Below are 13,151 nucleotides of genomic sequence, written 5' to 3' on the forward strand. Positions count from 1 at the left end.
CTATCGGATTTCCGAATCGGACGCGCGGACCGTCACAGCTCGCCCGGGGTGGCGCCGCAGCATGTCGCCGAGATCGGCATCCGGCTCGGCGGCGACGATGGCGTGATTGAGGGCGTCGAGCGAATCGGCGATATAGGTCGGCACCTGAGCGTCCGGGGCCTTGCGCAGTTCGCCCAGCGTGCTGACTCCGGTGAGCACCAGCAACGAGTCGAGACCTACCCGGTTGGCGCCCTCGATGTCGGTGTCCAGACGGTCGCCCACCACCAAGGCGGAGCGAGAACCGGCCCGGACGAGCGCGTCCTCCAGTAGGGGCGCGTACGGCTTGCCTGCCACGATCGGCTCCCGATCGGAAGCGGCACGCAATGCGGCGACCATCGCGCCGTTGCCGGGCGCGAGGCCGCGTTCGTTCGGCAGGGTCCGGTCGGTGTTCGCCGCGACCCACAGCGCGTCCGCACGCAGGGCATAGGCGGCTTCGGCGAGGTCCGGCCAGGCGGTCTCGGGTGAATGTCCCTGCACCACCGCGGCCGGCGCGGCGCCATCGAAGCGCCGGATCGGCCGCAGTCCGACGCAGTCCACCTCGGCGGCCAGATCATCGGTGCCGACGACCAGAACGGGCGCGCCGCGATCGAGCCGCTCGGCCAGCAACCGCGCCGCGGCCTGAGCGCTGGTCACCACGTCGTCGGGAGCGGCGGGAAAGCCGAGTTCGGACAGATGCGCGGCCACGACCTGCGGCCCGCGGCTGGCATTGTTCGTGACGTACACCAGCCGCTGATCGGCTTGCCCGTCCGCGGCGAGTGCCTCCGGCGCCCCCACGATCACCTCGTGACCGCGGTACAGCGTCCCGTCCAGATCCAGCAGCAGGGCTCGGTAGCGATCTCGTAGTCGCTTCACACCACTCTCACTCCGTGTCACCGATCGGCGCCGTGCCGACTCATCACCGCCGACCCTCCGGCAGCACATCCGCTCGGCGAGTCCGAGACACTCGACACTACGCCAGCGGGCACACCGGAAAGACGTGGCGTCGGCCACTCCGGCCACACCGGATCGCAAGCGAGACAGCGCAGTTTCGCTGATCAAGCCCATGGTCCCGCTCCCGCATGTCACGACCACGGTGTGATCGCGCGGGCACAGTGTGCACCTCCGCACCCTCCGCCATGCTGCGCTTCGTGCCGATATCGCCGGACACACGACGTCGACAACGGCAGCCCGCCGCCTCACGGCGCTCTCCTCGTCGCCACCGGTGATAGCCGAACCCGCCGCCGTACCCCAGCCGTCAGTGCGGCCGCCTCGACGGCTGGCTGCAAATCTCGCCCGCCGAAGCGCGACCCGTGTCACGCCGCTGGAGCTGGCACGCCAGGAGTGCAGCAGGGACACGTGTGTCGTCTTGGAGACGATCTCAGGACTTCTATCCAGCGGCTCAGGCGTGCTTGCAGTGAAGCGCCTTACAGACGAGGCAGGGGCGGCACAGGCGGACCGATGCCAACAGCTTTCGAACTCGCCCGCCGAAGCGGAGAGTTGTGCTTCCGAACAACGCTGAGATGACGCGTCACTGGAACGCCGCCAGAGGAACCGGTGCGCACCACCTCAACGGCAGGCTCAGATATCGCCGGTGAGTTCGGCGGCGCGTTCTTCGGCGTCCGTCTCTCCGTCCAGGTCGGCCGAGGCGGCGTTCAGGAACCAGGTGAGGCCCTCATCGGTGCGGCCCGCAGCGACCAGGGCGTCGGCGTAGGCGTAGAACAGGCGCGCCGCGGCGGAACCCGTCCGAGACGGATCCAGATCCGAAGTCTGCAAGGTGACGACGGCTTGGTCGTACTGACCGAGGTCCATCCGCGCACCGGCGACCACGATGCGCAGTTCGGCGGCGTCGTCACCGCGCAGAGCACGCGCTTCCTCGCTGCGACCGAGTTCGATCGCGCGTTCCGGACGTCCCAGACCACGTTCGCAATCGGCCATGACGGCCAGCAACCCCGAACCGCCGGACATCCGGCGCGCGGTACGCAACTCCGACAAGGCCTCCGCCCATTCACCGGCGTGATAGGCCACCACGCCCGCGGTCTCCCGGACGACGGCGATCCGCCCGGCTCGCTGCCGCGCCGCCCGGGCATGGGCGAGCGCGAGTCCGGGATCGTCTTCGAGCAGCCGCACCGCCATCACCAAGTGCCGGGCGACGGTCTCCGCATTGCCCTTGTCCAGACTGAGCAGGTCCCGCCGCACGGCCGAGTCGAGGTCGGTGGCCTGCACCTCGTCCGGCAGATCGGGTTCCTCCGGCCGCGGTGGGCGGCGATCGAGGGAACGCCCGCCACTACGGGCGCCTTCGCCGCCCCGGCGACGGTCCTGCGAGGCGTCACCGTGTGCAGTTCGGCCTTCGCGGTCCGCGCCGCCGCGCCGTTCGTCGCGATCCGGACCCGCGCGATGGCTTTCGTCATCGCGGCGCTGGAAGCCGGACGCACCGTGCCCCGCCGCGTCACCGCGCTCATCGAAATCGCCGCGACGCTTGAACCCGCCGCGCTCGCCCGGTTCACCGCGACGGACATCGCCTCGAGCGCCCGCGGACTCGTCCCGACGCTGGAAACCACCACGCTTGGCTGCGTCACCCCCGCGCCGGAAGCCACCACTGTCACCGCCACGCTCGGTGGAGTCCTGGCGGCGGAATCCGCCACGGTCGCCGGCACCGCCACGCTCGAATCCGCGGCGAGCACCGGAGTCCCCGCCGGCCCGATAGCTGCCCCGCGCATCGTCGCGGCGCTCCCCGCTATCACTCCGGCGTTTGAAGCCACCACGTTCGCCTGAGTCGTCCGGGCGCTGGTATCCGCCGCGCTGCGCAGCCCCGCCTCTCCCGGCGGATCCGCCGCCATGTCCCGCGGAGTCGTCCCGCCGCTGGAAGCCACCGTGCTTCGAGGCGTCACCCCCGCGCCGGAAGCCACCGCTGTCACCACCGCGATCGCCGGAATCCTGGCGGCGGAACCCGCCACGCTCACCCGAACCGCCACGCTGGTCGTAATTGCCGCTGTTTCCGCGTCGGTCGAACCCTCCGAAATTGTCGCGGCGCTGAGAATCACCACGTTCGGAGGAACTGTCTCGCCGCCCGGAGCCAGGCGAGCCCTCGCGCCGCGCGAAGCCACCGCGCTCCCCGGACTCACTGCGGCGGTTGAATCCACCGCCGCGTCGGCTCGCGTCCGGGTTGTCGTCTCGCCGACCGGCTCCGGAGTCGGGAGCGCCGCGCCGGAAGGGCTTCCGATCGTCGTTCTGTTCCGGCACGGTGCTCCCTTTCTTGGTGTCGCAAAAGTCTGTATTCCCACGAATTCAATCACGTACCTGCGGTGGGGGCCGGTACGGCAAGTCTTTCGGAGCTCCATCAGGTGCTCAAATGCCGATAGGGGACCCAGTAACTGGGTCCCCTATCGGAAAGGATGTTCCGGCGGTGTCCTACTCTCCCACACCCTGTCGAGTGCAGTACCATCGGCGCTGGCAGGCTTAGCTTCCGGGTTCGGAATGGGACCGGGCGTTTCCCCACCGCTATGGCCGCCGTAACTCTATGAAACTATCCACACCACCAACTCCCGACCACACCACCCCGAACACGGGATCATGCCGTCGATCATCAGCAGTCTCTGTGTGTTGTTTCAGATACCGCACAGTGGACGCGTAGCAACCTTTGTTGGTAAGTCCTCGGCCGATTAGTACCGGTCACCTCCACACGTTACCGTGCTTCCAGTTCCGGCCTATCAACCCCATGGTCTATAGGGGGCCTTAACCACTCGAAGGTGGTGAGAAACCTCATCTTGGAACAGGCTTCCCGCTTAGATGCTTTCAGCGGTTATCCCTTCCGAACGTAGCCAACCAGCAGTGCCCTTGGCAGGACAACTGGCACACCAGAGGTTCGTCCGTCCCGGTCCTCTCGTACTAGGGACAGCCTTCCTCAAGTTTCTGACGCGCGCGGCGGATAGAGACCGAACTGTCTCACGACGTTCTAAACCCAGCTCGCGTGCCGCTTTAATGGGCGAACAGCCCAACCCTTGGGACCTACTCCAGCCCCAGGATGCGACGAGCCGACATCGAGGTGCCAAACCATCCCGTCGATATGGACTCTTGGGGAAGATCAGCCTGTTATCCCCGGGGTACCTTTTATCCGTTGAGCGACACCGCTTCCACATGCCGGTGCCGGATCACTAGTCCCGACTTTCGTCCCTGCTCGACCCGTCAGTCTCACAGTCAAGCTCCCTTGTGCACTTGCACTCGACACCTGATTGCCAACCAGGCTGAGGGAACCTTTGGGCGCCTCCGTTACATTTTGGGAGGCAACCGCCCCAGTTAAACTACCCACCAGGCACTGTCCCTGAACCCGATCAGGGTCCGAGGTTAGAAGTCCAATACGACCAGAGTGGTATTTCAACGACGACTCCACGAACACTGGCGTGCCCGCTTCACAGTCTCCCACCTATCCTACACAAACCGTACCGAACACCAATACCAAGCTATAGTGAAGGTCCCGGGGTCTTTTCGTCCTGCCGCGCGTAACGAGCATCTTTACTCGTAATGCAATTTCGCCGAGTCTGTGGTTGAGACAGCAGAGAAGTCGTTACGCCATTCGTGCAGGTCGGAACTTACCCGACAAGGAATTTCGCTACCTTAGGATGGTTATAGTTACCACCGCCGTTTACCGGGGCTTAAATTCTCAGCTTCGCCACCAAAAGTGGCTAACCGGTCCTCTTAACCTTCCGGCACCGGGCAGGCGTCAGTCCGTATACATCGTCTTACGACTTCGCACGGACCTGTGTTTTTAGTAAACAGTCGCTTCTCTCTGGTCTCTGCGACCACACCCAGCTCAGACCGCAAGGATCGTCACCAGACGTGGTCCCCCTTCTCCCGAAGTTACGGGGGCATTTTGCCGAGTTCCTTAACCACAGTTCTCTCGATCGCCTCGGTATTCTCTACCTGACCACCTGTGTCGGTTTGGGGTACGGGCCGTGTACCAACTCACTAGAGGCTTTTCTCGGCAGCATAGGATCACTGAATTCGCCTCAATCGGCTACGCATCACGTCTCAGGCACATGAGTGACGGATTTGCCTACCACTCGCCCTACACGCTTACACCAGGTACTCCATCACCTGGCCCAGCTACCTTCCTGCGTCACCCCATCGCTTGACTACTACAGCAGGGGTCGTGCGCAGCCGCTTCAAGCTTCCCGAAGGAAGTCCATCCACATTTGGGCACTTAGCACCACTGATTCGCCACTGGGCGCGGATACACGGGTACGGGAATATCAACCCGTTGTCCATCGACTACGCCTGTCGGCCTCGCCTTAGGTCCCGACTCACCCTGGGCGGATTAACCTGGCCCAGGAACCCTTGGTCATTCGGCGGACGAGTTTCTCACTCGTCTTTCGCTACTCATGCCTGCATTCTCACTCGCACAGCCTCCACCACTAGGTCACCCTGTGACTTCCACGGCTGCACGACGCTCCCCTACCCACCCCAACACCTGGCTCGAAAGCAGGCGCATGTTGGAGTGCCGCGGCTTCGGCGGTGTACTTGAGCCCCGCTACATTGTCGGCGCAGGATCACTTGACCAGTGAGCTATTACGCACTCTTTCAAGGGTGGCTGCTTCTAAGCCAACCTCCTGGTTGTCTTCGCGACCCCACATCCTTTTCCACTTAGTACACGCTTAGGGGCCTTAGCCGGCGATCTGGGCTGTTTCCCTCTCGACTACGAAGCTTATCCCCCGCAGTCTCACTGCCACGCTCTCACACACCGGCATTCGGAGTTTGGCTGACTTCGGTAAGCTTGTGGGCCCCCTAGGCCATCCAGTAGCTCTACCTCCGATGTGAAACACGTGACGCTGCACCTAAATGCATTTCGGGGAGAACCAGCTATCACGGAGTTTGATTGGCCTTTCACCCCTACCCACAGCTCATCCCCTCAGTTTTCAACCTAAGTGGGTTCGGGCCTCCACGACGTCTTACCGTCGCTTCACCCTGGCCATGGGTAGATCACTCCGCTTCGGGTCCATGACATGCGACTCAAAACGCCCTATTCGGACTCGCTTTCGCTACGGCTACCCCACACGGGTTAACCTCGCCACACACCGATGACTCGCAGGCTCATTCTTCAAAAGGCACGCCATCACCCCACCCCAAAGGGAAGGCTCTGACGGATTGTAAGCGTCCGGTTTCAGGTACTATTTCACTCCCCTCCCGGGGTACTTTTCACCTTTCCCTCACGGTACTAGTCCGCTATCGGTCACCAGGGAGTATTCAGGCTTACCGGGTGGTCCCGGCAGATTCACAGCAGATTTCACGGGCCCGCTGCTACTCGGGCACCCACTACAACAGAGCACGCATTTTCGCCTACGGGATTCTCACCCTCTACGACAGGCCGTTCCAGACCACTTCGACTAACACGCACTTTTCTGACTGTTGCCTACCACGGCAGTGATAGGAAAGTGAGCCCCACTACCCCACACGTGCAACACCTGCCGGCTATCACACACGCATGGTTTAGCCTCATCCGCTTTCGCTCGCCACTACTCACGGAATCACAATTGTTTTCTCTTCCTGTGGGTACTGAGATGTTTCACTTCCCCACGTTCCCTCCCAACCGCCTATATATTCAGCGGCAGGTGACACGACATCACTCGTGCCGGGTTTCCCCATTCGGAAATCCTCGGATCTCAGCTCGGTTGACAGCTCCCCGAGGCTTATCGCAGCCTCCTACGTCCTTCATCGGCTCCTGGTGCCAAGGCATCCACCGAACGCTCTTAAACACTTACAAACAAAGATGCTCGCGTCCACTGTGCAGTTCTCAAACAACACACCCACCCGAACCCTCACGCAAGACCAGCACCCTCCCAAGAAGGCCGGTATCAAGCAGATCCGAGCAGATCGTTATCTCTTGCCTGGAAAGAACGTCTGTTCTTTCAGGACCCAACAGTGTGTCGATATATCCCCGCCGACAACCACACAGGGCCGCCGTCGATGCGAAGAAGTTGTCAGCGTTCCACCCATGAGCTCCGCAGTCCCACATTCGAGGACATGAACGGCTCTGGCACAGCCACACTCGACTGTTCGAGGCGACCGAGCAGATGCTCCTTAGAAAGGAGGTGATCCAGCCGCACCTTCCGGTACGGCTACCTTGTTACGACTTCGTCCCAATCGCCGATCCCACCTTCGACGGCTCCCTCCCACAAGGGGTTAGGCCACCGGCTTCGGGTGTTACCGACTTTCATGACGTGACGGGCGGTGTGTACAAGGCCCGGGAACGTATTCACCGCAGCGTTGCTGATCTGCGATTACTAGCGACTCCAACTTCACGGGGTCGAGTTGCAGACCCCGATCCGAACTGAGACCGGCTTTAAGGGATTCGCTCCACCTCACGGTATCGCAGCCCTCTGTACCGGCCATTGTAGCATGTGTGAAGCCCTGGACATAAGGGGCATGATGACTTGACGTCGTCCCCACCTTCCTCCGAGTTGACCCCGGCAGTCTCCTGCGAGTCCCCGGCATAATCCGCTGGCAACACAGGACAAGGGTTGCGCTCGTTGCGGGACTTAACCCAACATCTCACGACACGAGCTGACGACAGCCATGCACCACCTGTACACCGACCACAAGGGGGCCTACATCTCTGCAGGTTTCCGGTGTATGTCAAACCCAGGTAAGGTTCTTCGCGTTGCATCGAATTAATCCACATGCTCCGCCGCTTGTGCGGGCCCCCGTCAATTCCTTTGAGTTTTAGCCTTGCGGCCGTACTCCCCAGGCGGGGCGCTTAATGCGTTAGCTACGGCACGGATCCCGTGGAAGGAAACCCACACCTAGCGCCCACCGTTTACGGCGTGGACTACCAGGGTATCTAATCCTGTTCGCTACCCACGCTTTCGCTTCTCAGCGTCAGTTACTGCCCAGAGACCCGCCTTCGCCACCGGTGTTCCTCCTGATATCTGCGCATTTCACCGCTACACCAGGAATTCCAGTCTCCCCTGCAGTACTCAAGTCTGCCCGTATCGCCTGCAAGCTCACAGTTGAGCTGTGAGTTTTCACAGACGACGCGACAAACCGCCTACAAGCTCTTTACGCCCAGTAATTCCGGACAACGCTCGCACCCTACGTATTACCGCGGCTGCTGGCACGTAGTTGGCCGGTGCTTCTTCTACAGGTACCGTCACTCACGCTTCGTCCCTGTCGAAAGAGGTTTACAACCCGAAGGCCGTCATCCCTCACGCGGCGTCGCTGCATCAGGCTTTCGCCCATTGTGCAATATTCCCCACTGCTGCCTCCCGTAGGAGTCTGGGCCGTGTCTCAGTCCCAGTGTGGCCGGTCGCCCTCTCAGGCCGGCTACCCGTCGTCGCCTTGGTAGGCCATTACCCCACCAACAAGCTGATAGGCCGCGGGCCCATCTCGCACCGATAAATCTTTCCACCACCAACCATGCGACCAGTGGTCATATCCGGTATTAGACCCAGTTTCCCAGGCTTATCCCGAAGTGCGAGGCAGATCACCCACGTGTTACTCACCCGTTCGCCGCTCGTGTACCCCGAAGGGCCTTACCGCTCGACTTGCATGTGTTAAGCACGCCGCCAGCGTTCGTCCTGAGCCAGGATCAAACTCTCCGTTGAAGACTCACGAAACACCCCCGAAGAGGTGAATCAGAAATATCTAAACTAGAGTCCGAAAACCTAGCAAAACAATCGCCAGCCGGAAAATTAGCTGACAAAAAATGCCCGACCCTCCACACGGGGAGCGGAAGAGCCGGAACCAAAAAAACATTTGGCACTGACATTCATCGACACACTATTGAGTTCTCAAAGAACACACGCACACACATCCGGGCCAGTGTTGACCGGACCTTCTGTGAGGCAACTTTCCCAGCCTAACCAAGCAGCCTACCGAAGTCAAGACCATCGGAAGATCCGCGTTGAACTGGGCTACCAGGCGCTCCTCGTCCTACCTCGTTTCCCGGTCCTGCTCAGCGTCTCCGCCTCGCTTCGGCTCCGGGTTGGTGTCCGTGTCGCTCTGACTTGGACTAAGTTACGCGGCGGAAAACGCTACGTCAAATCGCCTGAACGAACCGGCGTTTCCGCAGGTCAGCGGCGCGCTCTCGCAGTGAAGAAGGGCTTGAATCACACGGATGTGATTCAAGCCACCGGGATCGTCACGCACCTGCCCGCAGCACGCCGGCGAGGTTCTTCTTGCCGCGCCGCAGCACGAGCCAGCGTCCGTGCAGGTAGTCGGCGTCCTCCGGGGTCCATTCGATATCGGAGATCTTCACGTTGTTCACCGCGGCGCCGCCTTCGTTCACCGCGCGCCGAGCGGCGCCGCGGCTCTCGGACAGACCGGTCGCGACGAGCAGATCCACGATGGTGTTCGGCTCGCCGGCCTTGATCTGCGCGACCTCGCCGTCGATCGCCGCTTCGCGCAATGCCGCGCCGAGGGTCGCCTCGTCGAGTTCGCGCAGTTCACCGCGACCGAACAACGCCTGGCTGGCCCGTTGGACCGCGCGGGTGTGGGACTCCCCGTGCACCAGGGTGGTCATCTCGGCGGCGAGCCTGCGCTGCGCCTCCCTGGCGTGCGGGCGCTCCGCGGTCGCGCGCTCGAGTTCGTCGAGTTCCGCGCGGGACAAGAAGGTGAACCAGCGCAGGTAGCGCACCACGTCGGCGTCCGCCGTGTTCACGAAGTACTGGTACCAGGCGTACGGGCTGGTCATCTCGGGATCGAGCCACAGGCTGCCGCCGCCGGTGGACTTGCCGAACTTCTTGCCGTCCGCGGAGGTCACCAGTGGAACGGTCAGGGCGTGCACGGACGCGCCGTCCACCCGGCGGTTGAGTTCGACCCCCGCGATGATGTTGCCCCACTGGTCGGAGCCGCCCACCTGCAGGGTGCAGCCGTAGTTGCGGCGCAACTGCAAGTAGTCGTTGGCCTGCAGCAGCATGTAGCTGAACTCGGTGTACGAGATGCCCTCGCCGTCCAGACGCCGCTTGACGGTGTCGCGCGCCAGCATGACGTTCACCGAGAAGTGCTTGCCGATATCGCGCAGGAAGTCGACGGCGCTCAGCGGGCCGGTCCAGTCCATGTTGTTCGCGATGACCGCGCCGGTCGGCGAGTCGTCCAGGTCCACGAAACGCTCCAGCTGGGAGCGAATGCGATCGGCCCAGCTCGCCACCGTGTCGGTGGAGTTCATGGTCCGCTCGCCGACGTCGCGCGGGTCGCCGATGAGCCCGGTGGCGCCACCGGCCAGCACGATCGGGCGGTGGCCGGCGCGCTGGAACCTTTTCAGCGCGAGCAACGGCACCAGGTGACCCGCGTGCAGGCTGGCCGCGGTGGGATCGAAACCGGCATACAAGGTCAGCGGCCCGGCGGCCGCCGCCGCACGCAAGGCATCCAGGTCGGTGGACTGCGCGATCAGACCGCGCCAGGTCAGTTCGTCGATGATGTCGCCGCTCACGATGTCCTATCTTTCCGCACGAGGTCCGGGGCCTCGTGTGCACCTCAGTGTCGTGGTGCGGTGCGGGTGGGTCGAACGATTTCGGCGAGTCGTTCCGCGAGGTCGGCAGGAATCGTTCGCACAGTCGACACGAGGGCGCGATCGCGCTCGAGGACAGCCGTCGAGACGGCGCAAGGCTGCCAACGAGCGGGACAGCAGCGATCAGGACATCGGGACACTGTTGCGCGAGCCGAAGTGCGCCGGTGGACGACAACCTCGGTCACCCGTCGCGGCCTCGTCTGGGCAGGTCGCGGCCATGCGCTCGCCCGGGTTCGATACGACCGAGCGCCGAACAGCGAGCTCGGCGCACGACCTCCACGAGTGCTCGGCAGGCACACCGACCCGAACGTCCCAGGTGTCTGCGGATCGCCCCGCAACGCCGGTGACCGAAGTCCACCGGCCGTCCGCGGTGCACGTGCGGTCAGTCAGCTCGACAGCGTTTCCCCCACCACAGACAGGCCGTAAGGGTGCGATCGAGCACCCTGCCGGGACGAACTACTGCGATGCGTTTCCGGCGATGGCGGGTCATCCCTCAGTGCTTCAGGTCGATGGCGCGTTCCTCCGATGGAACGGGCCGCCGGGGAACACTCGTCGCGCGGCGGCGGAGTTCCTCCGCGTCGTCAGGCCGACTTCGTGGCGGGCAGCGGAGCGCGCGGGCTGCGCCGGTAGACCGACACCGCCCGCGAATCCGGCAGCCAGAAACGCCACGGCACATCCGCCGCGCTGCTGACGCCGACCCGCGGACCGCTGGCGATCTCGGCCGTCCGCACCGGACTGCGCAACTCCAGCCGGATCGGTGACGACGGGTCGAACAGGCGAGTTCCGTAGTCGTTCAACGTGATGCCCAGCGCACTGCCGAGATTGCCCGGCCCCCGGGCCAAGTCGAGATCGGATCGAGCGCCCGGCCGTCGCGCACGCACCGCTTCCAGGCCCTCGATGACCTCGCCGGAGCGGATCAGCGCCGCACTGGCGACTCCGTCCGGCCCGCTGGTCACATTGATGCAGGTGTGCATGCCGTAGCTGAGATAGACGTACAGCACACCGGCCGGGCCGAACATCACGTCGTTGCGCTTGGTCCGGCCACGACCGGAATGCGAAGCCGGATCGGGCCACGGCCCCGCCGGGTCTCCCCCGTAGGCCTCTACTTCGACGATCCGCACGCCGACCGGACCCGACCACAAGGTCGCCCCGAGCAAGCGCCGGGCGGCGGCTGGAGGTTCGACGGCAAGTTCCTCGACAGAGTGGGCACACACAGCCGCCATTGTCCTCGACGGCTACGACAAGGGTTCGCCCAGCCGTTCGGCGACCGCTCCCCTTTCGGCGCGGCCGGTCGCGCATCGAGGCGCGACGCCGGGGTACGACGCACCCGTGGTCGACCTCTGCTGTCGGCATGATCGGTCGCGCCACGAGAAGCGACGCCGCACCCGTGTTCGATCTCGCTACCGGTACATCGGCGAAACCGGTCAGAAGTACGCGCTGTGCTCACCGGATCGCAGCGTGAGCAGATCGTCGGCGATCACGGCGACGTAGCCCACGACGACGATCGCGGCCAATTGCGCCCAGGACACCCAGTAGACGCCGATCGGAGTGGTCGCCGCCACCGCGAGTGCGGCGAGCAGGCGTGCCCAGGGGCGCGGCAGCCGCAGCACGAGGCGGAACGAGAACTGGCCGACGAAGTACAGCGCGACGCCGCCGGAGAGCGCCGCGGCCACGGCGACCGAGGTCGCTTCGTGACCGTGGGCGATGCTCATCTGGATGCCCGCCGCGGCCACGATGACGCCGATCAGCAGCGGGTACAGGGCGTAGCCGTAGGCCAGCACGGCAGGCCGGGAGCGTTCCCGGTCCGGCACCGCGGCCAGTGCGTGCTCGCCCCGCTCGTCGTCGACGCCGAAGTACGCCCACCACAGGACGTAGGCCAGGCCGAGGCCCAGCCCCACCGTGGCGATGAGCTGCACGGTGATCTGTTCGCCGGCCAGACCGGCGCCGATGGCGACGATGGATTCACCGATCGCGACGATCACGACCAGTCCGTGCCGCTCGCAGAAGTGACTGGCGCGGACCACGAAGTCCCCAGTGTCGACGAGGTAGGGGCTGATCACCTGGACCGCGAAGGCGGCCCCCCAGCACGCGTACTGCGCCCAGCCGTGCACGAATCCGCCCGCCAGCACCAGCGCGGCGGCCACCGCGTTCAGGGGACCGATCCGCCGGATGGCGTTCGTCGCCGATGCGCCGCCCGCCGAGGCGAACAGCGCGGTATGCACGGCGTTGACCAGGACGTATCCGAACCCGAAGGCGATGCCGGTGCCGTGGAACGCGTCGGGGATCGCCAGGGCCAGCACGAAGAACGCGAACATGCCGACCAGCAACCAGGTGCGCCGAGTCGTACTGTTCGGCGCGACCTCGTTGGTGAGCCAGACATAGCCGGAGTACATCCACCAGATCAGCCCGAACAACAGCGCCACCTGCCCGAGCGCCGGCCAGCCCGGATGGTGTGTGTAGACATGCGACAGCTGAGTGATGGTGAGGACGAAGACGAGATCGAAGAACAGTTCGAGCGTCGAGGCCCGCACCTGACCACCGTCGGCGGACAGGGTGCTCTGGTTGGTCACGGCTGGAGCCTAGAGCGGCCACCGCCACGCCGCTGGAAGACCGGCCAGTCTGTTCCATTTGGCAG

4 protein-coding genes, 3 rRNA genes and 1 pseudogene are annotated in these 13,151 nt (G+C 64.0%); all 8 read right to left on the reverse strand.

Annotated elements, in window-relative coordinates; translation table 11 throughout:
* Complete coding sequence (locus QMG86_RS20845) at positions 1-891, reverse strand: HAD-IIA family hydrolase (RefSeq protein WP_281874283.1); 891 nt, start codon at positions 889-891, stop codon at positions 1-3.
* Between the two features lie 705 nt (positions 892-1,596).
* Positions 1,597-2,739 (reverse strand): annotated as a pseudogene (locus tag QMG86_RS33765) (tetratricopeptide repeat protein); the annotation flags it as partial.
* Positions 2,740-3,413: 674 nt separating this feature from the next.
* Positions 3,414-3,530: ribosomal RNA gene (gene rrf / locus QMG86_RS20860) — 5S ribosomal RNA — on the reverse strand.
* 127 nt (positions 3,531-3,657) lie between these two features.
* Positions 3,658-6,772: ribosomal RNA gene (locus tag QMG86_RS20865) — 23S ribosomal RNA — on the reverse strand.
* A gap of 321 nt (positions 6,773-7,093) precedes the next feature.
* A 16S ribosomal RNA gene (locus tag QMG86_RS20870) occupies positions 7,094-8,612 on the reverse strand.
* Together the 16S, 23S and 5S rRNA genes form the textbook arrangement of a ribosomal RNA operon.
* Before the next feature lie 536 nt (positions 8,613-9,148).
* On the reverse strand, positions 9,149-10,438 hold the full coding sequence (gene tyrS / locus QMG86_RS20875) for a tyrosine--tRNA ligase (protein WP_281874284.1): 1,290 nt from the start codon (positions 10,436-10,438) through the stop codon (positions 9,149-9,151).
* Between the two features lie 659 nt (positions 10,439-11,097).
* Positions 11,098-11,739 (reverse strand): DNA-3-methyladenine glycosylase, encoded by a 642-nt coding sequence (locus QMG86_RS20880; RefSeq protein ID WP_281874285.1) that lies wholly within the window; start codon positions 11,737-11,739, stop codon positions 11,098-11,100.
* A 201-nt stretch (positions 11,740-11,940) separates the two neighbouring features.
* The gene (locus QMG86_RS20885) at positions 11,941-13,086 is read right to left on the reverse strand and encodes a low temperature requirement protein A (protein ID WP_281874286.1); all 1,146 of its coding nucleotides are present in this window, start codon (positions 13,084-13,086) and stop codon (positions 11,941-11,943) included.
* Positions 13,087-13,151: the final 65 nt, after the last annotated feature.

This window comes from Nocardia sputorum (genome assembly GCF_027924405.1).
GTDB classification, from domain to species: Bacteria; Actinomycetota; Actinomycetes; order Mycobacteriales; family Mycobacteriaceae; genus Nocardia; species Nocardia sputorum.